We start from the raw sequence: 13,827 nt of genomic DNA, 5'->3' as shown, positions 1-13,827 counted from the left end.
CTGTTCACGGTGAAGTCATGGTAGTGCCCGACAAAAACGCACGATTAGGAGCGTTTGCCACCTTCTCTATTGCTGGGAGGAACTAACGTTTACCCGTCCCACCTGCCTCCAGCGCGGCGTAGACGTCCTGCGACAGGCCCGTCAGCGTCGCGCGGTCGATGCCGCCCGAGATCGCATAGCCGAACGTCTTGTCGACCCAGTAGAAAACCCTGACCGGGCCGTCCTCATAGAATCGGAACGCGGCGGGCTGTCCTTCGACACCGACCGGTGAGATGCAGACGGTCACGCGCTCGCCCGCGTCGTTGCGATACATGTACTGCACGACGTGTTCATCGCTGTCGGGCAGCACACGCCCGCCGCTCAGGTGGAAGCCCCGCGAGGACAGGTCCGGCGCTTGCGCGGCGGTTTCCAGACGGCTTGCGATCCACCTGGAGAAACGGGCTTCGGACGCCCCATCCATGCCCGAAGGCCGCTGAATCTCGGGCATGTAGACGACGTGCGCGATGGCGGCGCGTCGGGCGAACCGTGCTGCGCCGTCGGTGGCGGCGGTACGCGACGGCGCAGCCTCGCGCATGGCGATGGCGGACGCATGGGTCTGCCGCGCCGACCAGAGGCGGTTGCCCTGAACGCCGATGCCGATGCCGACGACCAGCGCGGCGGCCAGCCCGGCGAACCGGGGCCAGTTGGCGGCGGTTTTGCTGCGCGACATCTGCGCCTGCACGTCTGCCGGACGTTGCAGCCGGGGCGGTACCGGTTCGTCCAGCACATCGTCGTAGCGCTCGTGCAGCGCGCGGCGCAGGGCGACGAGTTCGCTCACGGCCGCCGCGAGTGCCGGGTCGGTGGCGAGGGCGTTGTCCAGTTCTGCACGACGCTGCGGGGGCAATTCTCCGTCGACGTACGCGTGCAGTTCGTTGTCGTCGATAGGGCGGTTGGGTTCGTTCATCGCACCACCTTGAGTTTGGCTGACGGTCCAGTTTTCGCGGACGGCCCGGACGTCATTTCGCCAGCCATAAGATCGCGCAGCCGTTGCCGAGCGCGCGACAACCGCGACATCACGGTGCCGATCGGCACGCGCAACGTGGTGGCGACATCCGCATAGCTCATGTCTTCCAGACCCACGAGCAGGACGACGGCCCGCTGCTCGTCGGGGAGATGGCGCAGCGCCTCGTCGAGATCGCGGATTTCGAGACGGCGGGCGGGGTCGGGCGTCGTCGTCCGGACGCACGCATGACCGACGTCGCGCTCGATGAGGTCGGTTTCGTCCAGCGAGACATGGGCCGCCTGCGCGGGCGCGCGGCGCTGCTGATTGAGAAACAGGTTGTGCATGATGGTGAAGAGCCATGCGCGGGCGTCCGTGCCCGCTTCGAACATCGTGTGGCGGGAGAGGGCGCGCTCCAGGGTGTCCTGCACCAGGTCGTCGGCCAGCTCGGTATTGCCCGTGAGCGCGCGGGCATACCGCCGCAGACGCGGGACGTGATGATAGAGCTGGTCGCGAATATCCATGCCGTCAGAGATCGAATGCGGTGAGCCGTGCCATAACGGGTCAACACGCGTATCTGCCTGCTTATTCCATGAAAACGAAAATAAAACCGGCGACGACGGAATAAGGGCGGCGCGGATGTGTTTTACCGTGAAGACGCTCGTGTTTCCACCGATCTGCTCATCCGGCAACCTGCCCCCGGGACGTCATCACAAGGAGCCCCATTCGTGACCGAACCTTCTTCGTCCGATCCTCGCGCCATCTGCGTGCCTTGTCGGGCGGCGGCCATCGTCGCCGTCGTCGGCCTGCTCGCGGGCGGCTTTGCCTACGCTGCCGGGTGGCTTACACCGCAGCGTCTGAGCGCCCATACCGTCATCGACACGTTCGAGTCGAACGGCGGCATTCACCAGGGCTTCCGTCGCAATCATGCAAAGGGCTTGTGCGTGGACGGCTATTTCGAGAGTAATGGAGGGGCGTCGTCGCGATCGAAGGCGCTCGTCTTCGCCCCCGGACGCACCCCGGTGACCGGCCGTTTCGCGATTCCCGGGCCGAACCCGACCGCCTCGGACAACAGCGTGCCGATTCGCAGCATGGCGCTGATGTTTACGCTGGCCGACGGCCAGCAATGGCGCACCGGCATGAACACGACGCCGCTGTTTGCCGTGCGCACACCGGACGAGTTCTACGCGCAGCTCGATGCGTCGCGCCCGGATCCGGCGACCGGCAAGCCCGATCCGGCGAAGTTGCAGGCGTTCTTTGCCGCGCACCCCGACACGCAGCCGTTCCGCGACTGGGTCACGGGGCATCCGCCGTCGTCGAGCTATGCCAACGCGGCGTACTACGGTATCAACGCGTTCTATTTCGTCGACGCCAACGGACAACGCACGGCGGTGCGCTGGTCGATGCAGCCGGAGTTGCCCTTTGAAACCGTCACCGACAAGGAGAAGGGCGGCGCCAACTACCTCGCGGGCGAGTTGTACGAGCGCCTGAAGCAGGGGCCGGTGCGCTGGCATCTGGTGGTGAGCGTGGCCGATCCGGGCGACCCGACCGACGATGCCACACGTCAATGGCCAGCCTCGCGCAAGCAGATCGATGCGGGCACGCTGGTGCTGACGCGCGCGGCGTCGCAAGACGACGGCGCATGCCGCGACGTCAATTTCGATCCGACGATTCTGCCCGCCGGTATCGAGCCGTCGGGCGATCCGCTGCTCGCTGCACGCTCGGCGGCGTACGCGCTGTCGTACAAGCGCCGCACGCGCGAAGAAGCGTTGAACGGTGCTCCCGATGCACCGCAAGCCAACACGACTCAGGAGGCTCGTTCGCGATGAATCGTCCCCCTCTTCACTTCAGTCCCGTTCAGCGCTGGTTGCACTGGAGCATGGCGATTGCCCTGCTCGCGATGCTGTTTATCGGCGTCATCATGGTCAGCACGCTCACGCAGGCGCACACCACGCTGATCGCGCTGCACCGGCCGCTTGGCATCGTGATCCTCGCGCTGGTCCTGATTCGCATCATCGTTCGTATCGGGCGCGGCAGCCCGCCGTTGCCCGACAGCGTGCCGCCGATGCAGCAGACGATTGCAAAAGCGTCGCATCTGCTGCTGTATGCGCTGATGCTCGCGATGCCATTGATCGGTTGGGCCATGGTGTCCGCTGGCGGCTATCCCGTGACGTTGTTCGGTGCCTATCATCTGCCGCCGCTGGTGTCGGCGGATGCGCGCCTGTTTGCCGTGTTGCGCGCGATGCACACGTGGCTGGCGTTTGCGCTGTTCGCGCTTGTGATCGGGCATCTCGCAGCGGCGCTGATGCACGGCCTCATCAAGCGCGACGGTGTTTTCTCCAGCATGGCGCGGGGGCATCGTCGCTGATGGGCATGCGGTGCGACGGGGTGCGATGGTGCGCCTCGTCGACACGGGATCAACGTCGGCCTTGCTTTGCCTCGCGAGCGTCCTTGAGTGCATTGAGTTTGGCCGCGATGCGCGAGGCGTATGCGTCGCGCAGAGCCGGGGTGGCCGAGTGGTAAGCGCCGATGGCCGCCCATGTGTTGCCGTACTTCGCCATCTGACGTTGCAGATGCCACGCCGCGATGTACACGCTCTTGCACGCCACCATCAGGTCCTCGGTGCCGATGCCAAAGCGCGCCAGTGTGTCCAGATGCACCGAGTTGATCTGCATGAGACCGTAGTCGACCGAGCCATTGGTGTTGGTGCGGCGGGCATCCGCGCGGTTGTTCGACTCTTCCCATGCGATGGCGCGCAGCACGTCGGCGCTCACGTGGTGATAGGTTGCCGCATCGTCGAAGCAGTCGGCGAATGCGGGTGCGTTCGTGGTGAGGGCTGCCGCAGTCAGACTGGCGACTACGGTCGCTCGGAGGCTCGGGCGCATGAATCGTCAAAAGGGCGGAATGGATGGAAGGGGTGGAGGGAGTGGAGGCGTCGCGCCGGGGCCAGACGCCGGGTCGGGCGTGGGTATCGACGGCATGACGTCCGGCGTCGCCGTGGCCGCAGAGAAGCGCCAGTCGTAGTAATGCGTCGTGCCGGAGAACGTGCCGAACTGTTCGTCGAAGTGCGCTGTCCTGAGCGGCGTGGCGGACGAGCGGCTATACACCTCAAGCACGCCCTTGCCGGTCGTCACATACGTGACGCCCCAGTCCGTGCTGCCGGTCATCGGATCCGCGAAGATCCTGCGCAAGTACCGGTGCGGTGTCGGGAAGCGCGGGTCGAGCAACAGTGCGGCCAGATTCGGCGGTTGCGGCAACTGCCCGGCGGGCGTCGCGTCGGCGTAGGCGCGCAGCGCGTCGCTGAACTGCGCGCCGATCTCCAGCAGTTGCGCTTCGCGGGCGGCACGCTGCCATAGCGCGCCGACCCGGATCGTCATCGCACCGACGAGTCCCAGCACCGCGACGAGAATCAGCAAGCCCACGTACGTGAAACCGTGCTGGCCGCGAAGGCTGTGGCGTCCGTGGCGTTTGCGCGCAGGGCGATCAATAGTCCGCATACGCCTTGCCCGCCGGGTCGGTCCCGGTCGCACCGCTTTTCACGCAGCAAATGCCTTTGTCCTCGACGACCGGGATCGCTCCGGCGGGCGGCGTGGGCGTGGACGCCCCGAAGCGCAACGCGTCCTGTGCCGAACGGCTCGTCGCGAGGATCTGTGCGCTCGGGTCCTGCGCCGCATTCTCGGCGGGTGTCATCGTGATCCAGGTGGTGTCGCTGCCCGTCACGGGGTCGATGGGCACCGCCCGCAGATACTTGCGCTCGACCAGCTCGGCGAGACTGACGGGATAGTGGCCCGTGTCGTCGTAAAACTGATCGATGACGCGGCGCAGCGTGCGCAGATTCTCGGTGAGGACGGTGTTCTTCGCCTTCGTAATCGCGGGCACATAGTTCGGGATCATGAGCGTGGCCAATGTCGCGATGATGCCCAGCACGACGAGCAATTCGATCAGCGTGAAGCCGCGCGGGCGACGCGTGTGCCGAAGGTGCGTTTTCGCAAGCAGGTTCATGGCGGGGATCACCAGAGACGGTAAGGCACGCCGTTCAGGCTCACACCCTGCGACAGCGTGTAGACGTCGTAGACGTCGTCGCCCTCGGCGGGCGCATCAGGCGGACTGGCGTAGCTGCGTTTGCCCCACGTCTGCGCATTGGTGAGCGAGTCGTCGTTGTTGAGTGGATCGCGCGGAATGCGGCGCAGGAAGTATTGACGCTTGCGCTTCGGATCTCGCATATCCGGCACGCCCTGCACGAGCACTTCGAGCGAGGGGGGATAGCCCGTTTCCGCCGCCTTTTTTTCCATATGGCCGGTGTCCCACGCGCGTTTGTAAGCGTCGATGGCGTGACGGATCTCGCGCAGATCGCGCGCGAGTTCCTGCTCCTGACGACGCTGCACGGCCAGTTGCGATACGGGCACGGCGAGCGTTGCCAGCATCGCCATGATGGCGAGCGTGACCAGCAGCTCGATCATCGTGAAGCCGCGCTGCAAAGCGGCAGACACGGCAGACACGGCAGACGCACGGCGTCGGGCGAGACTTGCGCGAGGAGGCGTTCGCGTCATGCGCATCAACGAGGAGCGGGTGCGCCGCCCACAGGCACAGGTTGTTGCGACGAGAGCGGTACCGGATCGCTGGTGGGGCCGAGCGCCGTTGTGGCGGGCGGTGTGGGGAACGGCACCGGGTTGCCCGGAGGCGGGGCTGCGCCTGCGGCCTGTGGCGTTGCCGCAGGCGGCAACGGCGCAACCGGTGCAGGCGCAGCGGAAGGCGCAGGGGCAGGCGGTGTCCCGGCGGGCGCGCCGTGCGACGCCTCGTACAACGAAAGGCCATTCGCCGAGACGGCAGCACCGCCCGCACCGGAGGTCGTCATCACAACCCCCGGCACTGGGGCGGTTTGCGCGCGCGGCGTGGCGTCCGGGAGCGCTGCGGCCGGACGTCGCCGGAAGTTGCCCTGCGTGCCCGACAGGAATTCGGTGGCGCTCTCCGCCGGACGCGTCACGTTGCGCACGATGTGCGGCGTGATCGAGAGCACGATTTCCGTCTTCTTGTCGTTGTTGGTCGTATTGCCGAACAGGCGACCGAGGATGGGGAAGTCGCCCAGGCCCGGAATCTTGTTGCCCGAGGTCTGCTCCTGCGTGTTGAGCAGACCGGCGAGCACCTGATTCTCGCCGTCCTTCAACTGGAGGACGGCGGATGCCTGCCGTGTGCCGATCTGGAACACCGTGCTGCCCGACTTCGTGATCGTCTGCTGCCCGAGGCTGCTGACTTCCATCGCGATACGAATGCCGACCTGGTCGTTCATGTAGATGGTCGGTTCGACGTTGAGCGTCAGCCCCACGTCGATATAGCTCACCGATTCGGACGCAAACGTGCCGACACCGCCGCTGATCGTCGTCGAGATGACGGGCACCTTGTCGCCGATCAGGATCTTGGCCTTTTCCTTGTTGCGCACGCGAATGCGTGGATTGGCGAGGATGTTCGTATCGCCATCGTTGACGTTGAGGTTGACTGTCGCCGACGGGTTGCCGACGCTCACGGAGTTCCGCGTGGGCGAGAGCAGATCGGCCAGCGTGAGTGCCGCCCCGTTGCCCGCAGACGCCAGCGGCGAGAGCACCACTTTGTCCGGCCATTGAATGCCGAGGTTCTGCAACCGCGTGCGCGCGATTTCCAGCACTTCCACGTCGAGCACGACTTCCGGCTCGGCGCGATCCTGAAGCGCCACGACCTGTTCGGCGACGCGGATCGCCTCGGGCGTGTCGCGCACGATCACGGCATTGAGCTTTTCGTCCACGACGATGTCCGTCGACTTGGTCAGCGTCTTGAGGGACGCGGCGACCAGCTTTGCGTCGGCATTGTTCAGGAAGAAGGTGCGCACCACCATTTCCTTGTACTCGCGCACTTTGGCGGGCAGATTCGGGTAGATGAGCAACGTGTTGTTGTCCATCACCTGCTGCTCCAATTGGTTGGTCACGAGCAGGAAGTACAGCGCCTGCTCAACCGTGCTGTTACGCAGGGCAATCGAGACCTTGGTGTCGGTCTTCAGATCCTTGTCGAAGACGAAGTTCAGGCCCGAGCGCTGTGCGATGACCTGAAAGACCTGCCGCAACGGGGCGTCGCGAAATTCGATGGAGATCGGCTGACGATACGCGTCGGACAGCTCGGCGCTTAACACCGGCTGTGCGGCGCGCGACTCCACTTCGGCGAGCATGGCGCGTGCCGCATCGTTCTCCGGGCGCTCGCGCAGAATCTGTTCGAGCGTCTTTCGCGCGGCGTCGTAACGGCGCTCGTCCATCGAGATGGCGGCCTGTTTGATCATGTTCTGGTGACGCAGCAGGGCATCGAGCATGCGCAGATCGGCCTTCGCTTTCTCGCTGTTCGGGTCGAGATCGAGCGCACGTCTGAACCACGGGCGCGCCGCCTGATACTTGCCCGCCGCCATCTCCTTCTCGCCGCTGGCGATGAAGTCCTGCAACGTCTTGTCGCGTGCGTTGAGATAGATCAGACGGTATTCGCCGTTACCGGGTGCGCGATCGCTCGCTTCCTGCAACTTTTTCAGACCCGCCTCGGGCTGGTCGTGGGCCATGAGGTCGCGACCGTCGCGCAGCGCCATCTGCGCGGCGCACCCGGACAGCACGACGAGTGCGAGTGCGGCCGCGCCATGCAGCAACGGCTTGCGCGATGCACCGTATGCGCGGGGTGAACGGACAGGCAACTTCACTGCGTGCCTCCGATATCCAACTCTTGCTGCTGGTTCATGGGGATGTAGATGAGCGACAGGCGCGGCGGCTTGATCGACGCGACGCGATACACGTCGTCGACGACCGAGTTCTCATGCACGATGAAGGTCTTCTCGCCACGCGCCAGATAGACCTCCCACGCACCGGCGGCGAGCGCCTTGCCGAGATACGTGAACGGCAATGGCGGCGCTGTCGGTGGCAGGGGCGCGGTAGGAATCGGCGCGGACGACGGTGCGGGCGGGGGCGGCCCCCAGTTCTGACTGACGAACAGCCGCTGCGGCGCAGGCGGGCCACCTGCGTCGGCCAGCATCTCGCGTGGCACCGGCGCGACGATGGACGACGCACCGACGCTCGGCCCGCTGCCCGACACGAACGCGCGGACTTGCCGGAGCAACTCGCGACGTTCCGCCGCGAGGGTGTCGTCGCCGGGGGCCGGGGACTCGACCGCTGCAGCGGATGCGCCGGATGCGACCGGCGCCGTCGCCTGATTCGCCGTCGATGACACAGACCTGCGCGCATGCGTGACGGGGGCGGCCACCGGCGGGGTGGACGCCGACGGCGGGAAAAAGGGTAACGAAGAAGGATCCGCGAGCGCGGCCGCAATGCTCGCGGCGAGCGATCCCCAGAGCAGCGGGCGACGCCGCGTCATGGTGCGCGCGCCGGGATGTCCCGGAGATAAAGCGTGAAGCGGACTTGCGCGCTCACCGCCGCGTCGCCGATGGCGTCGCGCTTGAAATCGATGTCCTGCAAGGCGGCGAACGGCAGCGTCCTGAGCACTTCCAGCACGAAGTGCCAGATCGCATCGTAGTTGCCCTTGAGCGGCAGCACGACCTGACACGTTGCGACGCGCGCGGCGTTGTCATAGCCGTACTGGTACTCGCCTTGCCGGAGCGTCAGGCCGTTTTGCTTCGCCAGGTCGAACAGCAGCTTGATGTGCAGATCGTTCTGCCTACGGTTGCCGAGCGTCGCAAAGAACGCCAGCAGGTGCGTGTCGACCGGGTCCGCCGCGTTGGCGGGCGCACGACGCTTACCCGAGACGGCGGCCAGTACCGTCTTGGCCGACGACGTATCGTCGCGCAAGAACGACACACCAAACGCGCCAAGCGCCAAGAGTGCGACCAGCAGCAGCGCCAGCACCGCGGTGCGCGCTGCGCCCAGACGAGCGACGGCGAGCCGTGCGCTCAGCAGCGGCGCAATCGGCATCCCGGGTCGACGGATTTTCAACGCGAGGCCCATGCGGCCTCCAGTTGAAAGCGGATGGGGCGGTTGATGTCCTGATCGTTGATCTCGTGATGCGTCAACTGCACATCGACAAAGAAGGGCTGCTCGCGCAGCACCCGCAGGTAGACGATCATGTCGTCCGGATTCGTCGTCTCCGCCGTGATACGCACCGAGTGACGGTTCAGATCGGGGGCGAGCGACAGCAGCGCGACGTTCGGCATGGCGGCGTTGTCGAGCGTGTCGCGCAGCCTGCGCCACGGCAGATTCAGCGTCCGGGCGATGGCGTTGATCGCGTTCGCTTGCAGCGCCGGTACGGCGATGGGGGCGACGGGCGGATTCGCGCGTACGTGCGCCGCCTCACGCTGCGCAATCCGATCCGCCAGCGCCTGCCGTGCCTGATCCCGGGCGTACACACGGTAGCCGAACACTGAAGCGGCGATGGCGATGACGACGGTCAGCGCAAGCACGGCGCACCAGACCGGCGACAATGGCCCGAGCGTGCGTCGCCAACTACGCGGCGCGAAATCGATGGCGATGCGTGTCATACCAGCGCACCTCCGGTCGCCAGAAGTTCGGAAGGCTGCCAGTCGTACACGGCAAGGTCGACGCTGGCGGCCAGTGCATGAAGGTTCAGTGCCGCGAGCGTGACGCGACCTTCGTTCGGCACGGTGCCGCACAGATGCAGCGTTGTCGGCGCCGCCGCCCCGGTCAGCATCGCCGCGCGCGAAAGCGTTTGCTCCAGCCAGTAGACGTCGGGATCGGGCGGCATCGGCACGTCGTACATCGCATGCAGGCGCATGGGCGTGCCCAGAGTGATGCCGAGGCGTAGCAGACCGTCATGCATCGCGGCGAACCAGCCGGGGATGCGGCACTGCCGTTGCCACCGGTTCCACGCGCGCACGAATTGCGGGGCGATGCCCACGACGGGGATATGGCAAGCGCGTGCGGTCACCGTCAACGTGTCGACGAGCGCGCGCGGCAGGGCGGCGGTGCAAAACGGATGCGTCACCTGCCAGTCCCCGGCGATCTGCCAGTGCTCCGGCATTTCGCCGAAAAGATGGGCGAAGCGCATTGTGGCCGCGCCCTCGATGTCGGAAAGTCGCGTCGCGCCGTTGGGGGGCGTGGTCATCCACAGGCGTGCGAGGCGGTCGTCGATCACGATGTCGAGCGTGGCGCGATGCGGTGCATGCGTGAGTAGCAATGCTTGCACAGCGTCGTGCAGCGTGGGCACGAAGGCGTCGCCCGTTTGCTGCGAAAGCGACGTCGTACCCAGCACACGCCACGTCCGCGTCTTCCGTTCGTGCAATACGAGGCTCACCGCGCTCCGCGAGACGCCCAGATGCAGCGATGGCGCGCGCCACTCAAGCCACTCACGCATTCGTCGTCACCCGTCGGACTTCCTCAAGGGTGCTGTCGCCCGCGCGCACAAGCATCAGCGCGGCATGGCGCAGGCTTCGCGTGCCGTTTGCGTGCGCGGTGGCCTTGATCTGGCGAATCGGACGCTTGTCTACCACCAGTTCGCGAAGCTCGTCGTTGAGCATCAGAATCTCGGCAATCGAACGGCGTCCCTTGTAGCCCACCCCCCGGCAATGCGAACACCCCTTGCCGCGCATGAAGCGGAAGTCGGTGACATCGGCGCGCGTCAGACCGACGCTGGCGAGTTCGGCGTCGCCCGGCGGGGGAGCCGCTTCCCGGCAGTGCGGGCAATTCACGCGCATGAGCCGTTGCGCCCAGATGCCATTGAGCGCCGAGACGAACGCGTAAGGGTCGATCCCCATGTGGTTGAAGCGCCCGAAGACGTCGAACACATTGTTCGCGTGGACGGTCGTGAGCACGAGGTGGCCGGTCAGCGCCGATTGCACGGCGATCTCGGCTGTCTCCCGGTCGCGGATTTCCCCGACCATGATCTTGTCGGGGTCGTGACGCAAAATCGAGCGCAGCCCCTTGGCGAACGTCAGACCCTTCTTCTCGTTCACCGGAATTTGCAAGATGCCCGGCAGTTGGTATTCCACCGGGTCTTCGATGGTGACGATCTTCTCGCGGCCGTCATGGATTTCGGTGAGCGCTGCGTAGAGCGTGGTCGTCTTGCCCGAACCGGTCGGGCCGGTCACGAGCAGCATGCCGTACGCTTCGCGGGCCAGCGCACGCAGGCTGACGAGCGAGGCCGGGTCGAAGCCGAGGGCTTCGAGCGTGAGCGCGCCGTAGGCTTCGATCATGGCGCGCTTGTCGAGAATACGGATCACGGCATCTTCGCCATGAATGCTCGGCATGATCGAGACGCGCAGATCGATGTCGCGACCGGCGGCTTCCACGCGAAAACTGCCATCCTGCGGAATGCGTCGCTCGGCAATGTCGAGTTCCGCGAGCACCTTCAGGCGCGAAATCGCCTGTTCGGCCAGATCGGTGCCGCGTGCCGATGCAGCGTGATCGAGCACACCGTCGACACGATATTTGATCGCCAGTCCCGTCGCGGTGCTCTCAAGGTGGATGTCCGAGGCACCGGCCTTGAGGGCGTCGTACAGCGTCGAGTTGACGAGCTTGACGGCGGGACTCGCCCCTTCGGCCACGCTGGCAAACGACAGCCGCGTCGATGTGCGGTCGGTGCCTGCGCCGCCGGCATCGCCCGACACGACGTGATCGATGGCGCGCGCCGTCTCTTCCTGTTTTGCGAGGTAGGCCCGTAGGTCGTCGTGCAACGCCAGCGCGAACGGCAGCGGTGTCGACGTGTTGGCGCGCGCGCCCAGCCAGATGCGCAGATCGAGATCGAAGGGATCGCTCACCACGCCCACGAGGGCATCGTCGACACCGTGGAGCAGGGCGCAATGGCGCTGCAACGATTGCGAGAGCGAAACGACGTCGAATGCGGGCCGCGCGACGAGCATTGTGTTCAGATCCATCACCGGCAAGCCCAGTTGCGCGCCAAGGGCGAGAACGACGTCGCGTAAGTCGCCGCCCGTGAGCGAGTGCAGCGCACTCACGAGATCGCGATTGGCCTGCCCGTTGCCCTGACGCTCACGTGCGCGGGCGAGCAGCGCGGCATCGATGAGCGTGTCTGCGGGGCAGAGGTCATGCTGGCTCATGAGAGGTCTCCCGCCAGATCGAAGATCGGCATGTACAGCAAAATCACGATGGCCCCGACGACAAGGCCGATGGCGGCCATGAGCACAGGCTCGAACGCGCGTGTGAAGCGATCGATCCAGCGGTCGATTTCACCGTCGTAGAACGCCGCCGACTGTGTGAGCATCGGTCCCATTTCGCCGGTGCGCTCGCCGACACGCAGCATGCGCAGGGAGATGGGCGTCGTCAGCCCGGCGGTTTCAAAAGCGCTCGACAGCGGCGTGCCTGCCTCGACACTCGCCGACGCAACGCCGAGCGCCGCACGCAGATTGACCGAGGCCATCGGCTGGACGGTCGCGAGCGCCCGCGGGATCGTGATGCCCCCTTCGAGCAGCATGCCGAGCGTCAGATAGACGCGCGCGAGTTCGTAGATGCGAACACGCTCGCGCAACACCGGAATGCGCGAGAGCAACAGCACGACACCGCCCCGGCGCTGCAAGCGTCGCCACAGCGCGACGAGGGCGAACACGATCGCGCCTTGCGCCGCAAGGAAGAACGTGGTGTGGGCACTCACGCGTTGCCCGAAGTCGAGCATCAGTTGCGAGGCGAAGGGCAGTTGACGGCCCGCGCCCTGATACACCTCGGCGAAGCGCGGCACCACGTACATCATCAGGAAGAAACTCACCGCCGCGCCGACCGACATGAGAATGCACGGATAGATGGCGGCGCTCACAACCTTGTTGCGCACGCTGTCCACGCGTTGCTGATAGTCGACGTAACGCGAGAGAGAGCGGGGCAGGTCGCTCGTCCCTTCGGCGGCCTGCACGATGCCGACGTAAAGCGGCGGGAAGAGGCGCGGCTGTTCGGCGAGCGCGGCAGAAAAGCGTTTGCCCGATGAGAGGCTTTCGAGAAGACGGTGCAGACATTCGCGAATGCCCGGGTTGCCCTCCTTCTCGTGCAGGGCCTGCAACGACTCTACGACGCCGAGTCCGGCGTTGATGAGCGCGAGCAATTCCTGACTGAAGAGCACCAGTGAGAGTTGCTTCGCGCCACCGAGGGCTTTGCCGCCGCCCAGGCCGAAGCGTTGCGGCAGCAGGGATGCCACGCGTACGGTGCGAACTTCGCTCACGAAGCGGCCGTCGTGCTGCGCACGGCGACGCGCGTCCTCGGGGCTGTCGGCCTCGATGCGGAGCGTCTCGATCGTGCCCTGCGGGCCGATCGTGCGAACGTCGAAGTGCATGCGTGCGTCGGTGTTGCGATGTCGGGTTACTGCGACGCGATGTCGGCGTCGTCGCCCGTGCCGCCTGGCTGCCCGTCGCGGCCGTACGAGATCACTTCGTACTCGCCCTTCGCGCCGGGCGAGTGGTACTGGTACGCGTGCCCCCACGGGTCGAGCGGAATGGCCTTCTGAAGATACGGACCGTTCCACGCCTGCCCAGCGGAGGTCGGCGCAACCATCAGCGCATTGAGGCCTTCGGCGGTGGTGGGGTAGCGGCCGACGTCAAGGCGATACGCGTCGAGCGACTTGGTGAACGCGTCGATCTGCGCCTTCGCGACCGTGACTTCGGATTTGCGCAATTGCGCGAAGTACTTCGGCCCGACGTAAGCGGCGAGCAGACCGATGATCACCACGACCACGAGCAGTTCGAGCAACGTGAAGCCCCGCTGCGCGCGACGAAAGCGGGCGACGGAGGAGCGGCGACGGGCGGGCAGGCGAAGTTTCATGACGCGTTGGCTCGTAGTGAATGAGTCATCGAACTGTCGGCCGATGCACCTCCAGGGAAGGCGACAGGCGTGCAAGTCCGAGCCGCAAAGCCTGCGGTCGCACGCATCATCGACGAATTGCAA

The 13,827-nt window shown here is 65.9% G+C and carries 16 protein-coding genes; 2 read left to right on the top strand and 14 right to left on the bottom strand.

What is annotated here, in order from left to right:
* Positions 1 to 82: 82 nt before the first annotated feature.
* Positions 83 to 943 (bottom strand): anti-sigma factor family protein, encoded by an 861-nt coding sequence (locus tag MB84_RS15690; protein WP_046292442.1) that lies wholly within the window; start codon positions 941 to 943, stop codon positions 83 to 85.
* Positions 940 to 1,503 (bottom strand): RNA polymerase sigma factor, encoded by a 564-nt coding sequence (locus MB84_RS15685; protein ID WP_046292441.1) that lies wholly within the window; start codon positions 1,501 to 1,503, stop codon positions 940 to 942. The genes MB84_RS15690 and MB84_RS15685 overlap by 4 nt, the downstream gene beginning before the upstream one ends.
* 204 nt (positions 1,504 to 1,707) lie before the next feature.
* Between MB84_RS15685 and MB84_RS15680 the strand changes: the two genes are divergently transcribed.
* Together MB84_RS15680 and MB84_RS15675 are read left to right on the top strand one after the other, a co-directional pair.
* Positions 1,708 to 2,808, top strand: coding sequence for a catalase family peroxidase (locus tag MB84_RS15680; protein ID WP_046292440.1), 1,101 nt, complete (start codon positions 1,708 to 1,710; stop codon positions 2,806 to 2,808).
* The gene (locus MB84_RS15675; RefSeq protein WP_046292439.1) at positions 2,805 to 3,347 is read left to right on the top strand and encodes a cytochrome b; all 543 of its coding nucleotides are present in this window, start codon (positions 2,805 to 2,807) and stop codon (positions 3,345 to 3,347) included. The genes MB84_RS15680 and MB84_RS15675 overlap by 4 nt, the downstream gene beginning before the upstream one ends.
* Positions 3,348 to 3,396: 49 nt before the next feature.
* On the opposite strand, the gene MB84_RS15670 is transcribed toward MB84_RS15675, so the two are convergent.
* The 12 genes from MB84_RS15670 to gspG all read right to left on the bottom strand — a co-directional run bounded on the left by MB84_RS15670 (position 3,397) and on the right by gspG (position 13,704).
* Entirely contained in the window at positions 3,397 to 3,864 is a 468-nt protein-coding gene (locus tag MB84_RS15670; RefSeq protein WP_046292438.1) for a lytic transglycosylase domain-containing protein, read from the bottom strand.
* Between the two features lie 6 nt (positions 3,865 to 3,870).
* Positions 3,871 to 4,476 (bottom strand): type II secretion system protein, encoded by a 606-nt coding sequence (locus tag MB84_RS15665; protein WP_157122749.1) that lies wholly within the window; start codon positions 4,474 to 4,476, stop codon positions 3,871 to 3,873.
* Positions 4,463 to 4,981: a type II secretion system protein gene (locus MB84_RS15660; RefSeq protein ID WP_052653447.1), complete on the bottom strand. Its 519-nt coding sequence runs from the start codon at positions 4,979 to 4,981 to the stop codon at positions 4,463 to 4,465. Before MB84_RS15660 ends, MB84_RS15665 begins: the two co-directional genes overlap by 14 nt.
* Positions 4,982 to 4,989: 8 nt before the next feature.
* On the bottom strand, positions 4,990 to 5,439 hold the full coding sequence (locus MB84_RS15655) for a type II secretion system protein (protein ID WP_046293874.1): 450 nt from the start codon (positions 5,437 to 5,439) through the stop codon (positions 4,990 to 4,992).
* A 95-nt stretch (positions 5,440 to 5,534) separates the two neighbouring features.
* Positions 5,535 to 7,682 carry a secretin N-terminal domain-containing protein gene (locus MB84_RS15650; protein WP_245725384.1) on the bottom strand — a complete coding sequence of 716 codons (2,148 nt, stop codon included), beginning with the start codon at positions 7,680 to 7,682 and terminating at the stop codon, positions 5,535 to 5,537.
* Positions 7,679 to 8,350, bottom strand: coding sequence for a hypothetical protein (locus tag MB84_RS15645; protein ID WP_052653445.1), 672 nt, complete (start codon positions 8,348 to 8,350; stop codon positions 7,679 to 7,681). The genes MB84_RS15650 and MB84_RS15645 overlap by 4 nt, the downstream gene beginning before the upstream one ends.
* On the bottom strand, positions 8,347 to 8,937 hold the full coding sequence (locus MB84_RS15640) for a hypothetical protein (protein WP_052653443.1): 591 nt from the start codon (positions 8,935 to 8,937) through the stop codon (positions 8,347 to 8,349). Before MB84_RS15640 ends, MB84_RS15645 begins: the two co-directional genes overlap by 4 nt.
* Positions 8,922 to 9,467, bottom strand: coding sequence for a hypothetical protein (locus MB84_RS15635; protein WP_046292436.1), 546 nt, complete (start codon positions 9,465 to 9,467; stop codon positions 8,922 to 8,924). Before MB84_RS15635 ends, MB84_RS15640 begins: the two co-directional genes overlap by 16 nt.
* The gene (locus tag MB84_RS15630) at positions 9,464 to 10,300 is read right to left on the bottom strand and encodes a hypothetical protein (RefSeq protein ID WP_052653441.1); all 837 of its coding nucleotides are present in this window, start codon (positions 10,298 to 10,300) and stop codon (positions 9,464 to 9,466) included. The genes MB84_RS15635 and MB84_RS15630 overlap by 4 nt, the downstream gene beginning before the upstream one ends.
* On the bottom strand, positions 10,293 to 12,002 hold the full coding sequence (locus tag MB84_RS15625; protein WP_046292435.1) for a GspE/PulE family protein: 1,710 nt from the start codon (positions 12,000 to 12,002) through the stop codon (positions 10,293 to 10,295). Before MB84_RS15625 ends, MB84_RS15630 begins: the two co-directional genes overlap by 8 nt.
* A complete protein-coding gene (locus tag MB84_RS15620) occupies positions 11,999 to 13,219 on the bottom strand; it encodes a type II secretion system F family protein (RefSeq protein ID WP_046292434.1) in 1,221 nt (406 codons plus the stop codon). The genes MB84_RS15625 and MB84_RS15620 overlap by 4 nt, the downstream gene beginning before the upstream one ends.
* 26 nt (positions 13,220 to 13,245) lie before the next feature.
* Positions 13,246 to 13,704, bottom strand: a complete 459-nt coding sequence (gene gspG / locus MB84_RS15615) for a type II secretion system major pseudopilin GspG (protein WP_046292433.1) — start codon at positions 13,702 to 13,704, stop codon at positions 13,246 to 13,248.
* Between the last annotated feature and the right edge of the window lie 123 nt (positions 13,705 to 13,827).

It is taken from the genome of Pandoraea oxalativorans, from assembly GCF_000972785.3.
GTDB lineage: Bacteria > Pseudomonadota > Gammaproteobacteria > Burkholderiales > Burkholderiaceae > Pandoraea > Pandoraea oxalativorans.
The sequence above is the reverse complement of the archived record's forward strand: the minus strand, read 5'-3'. Positions and strand labels throughout refer to the sequence as shown.

What these genes read in the sequence shown, in the direction of transcription:
- MB84_RS15620 (WP_046292434.1), bottom strand. Translation starts at nt 13,219, where the DNA reads ATGCACTTCGACGTTCGCACGATCGGCCCGCAGGGCACGATCGAGACG.
- MB84_RS15625 (WP_046292435.1), bottom strand. Translation starts at nt 12,002, where the DNA reads ATGAGCCAGCATGACCTCTGCCCCGCAGACACGCTCATCGATGCCGCG.
- MB84_RS15660 (WP_052653447.1), bottom strand. Translation starts at nt 4,981, where the DNA reads ATGAACCTGCTTGCGAAAACGCACCTTCGGCACACGCGTCGCCCGCGC.
- MB84_RS15675 (WP_046292439.1), top strand. Translation starts at nt 2,805, where the DNA reads ATGAATCGTCCCCCTCTTCACTTCAGTCCCGTTCAGCGCTGGTTGCAC.
- MB84_RS15670 (WP_046292438.1), bottom strand. Translation starts at nt 3,864, where the DNA reads ATGCGCCCGAGCCTCCGAGCGACCGTAGTCGCCAGTCTGACTGCGGCA.
- MB84_RS15635 (WP_046292436.1), bottom strand. Translation starts at nt 9,467, where the DNA reads ATGACACGCATCGCCATCGATTTCGCGCCGCGTAGTTGGCGACGCACG.
- MB84_RS15645 (WP_052653445.1), bottom strand. Translation starts at nt 8,350, where the DNA reads ATGACGCGGCGTCGCCCGCTGCTCTGGGGATCGCTCGCCGCGAGCATT.
- MB84_RS15655 (WP_046293874.1), bottom strand. Translation starts at nt 5,439, where the DNA reads ATGATCGAGCTGCTGGTCACGCTCGCCATCATGGCGATGCTGGCAACG.
- MB84_RS15665 (WP_157122749.1), bottom strand. Translation starts at nt 4,476, where the DNA reads ATGCGGACTATTGATCGCCCTGCGCGCAAACGCCACGGACGCCACAGC.
- MB84_RS15630 (WP_052653441.1), bottom strand. Translation starts at nt 10,300, where the DNA reads ATGCGTGAGTGGCTTGAGTGGCGCGCGCCATCGCTGCATCTGGGCGTC.
- MB84_RS15685 (WP_046292441.1), bottom strand. Translation starts at nt 1,503, where the DNA reads ATGGATATTCGCGACCAGCTCTATCATCACGTCCCGCGTCTGCGGCGG.
- MB84_RS15690 (WP_046292442.1), bottom strand. Translation starts at nt 943, where the DNA reads ATGAACGAACCCAACCGCCCTATCGACGACAACGAACTGCACGCGTAC.
- gspG (WP_046292433.1), bottom strand. Translation starts at nt 13,704, where the DNA reads ATGAAACTTCGCCTGCCCGCCCGTCGCCGCTCCTCCGTCGCCCGCTTT.
- MB84_RS15640 (WP_052653443.1), bottom strand. Translation starts at nt 8,937, where the DNA reads ATGGGCCTCGCGTTGAAAATCCGTCGACCCGGGATGCCGATTGCGCCG.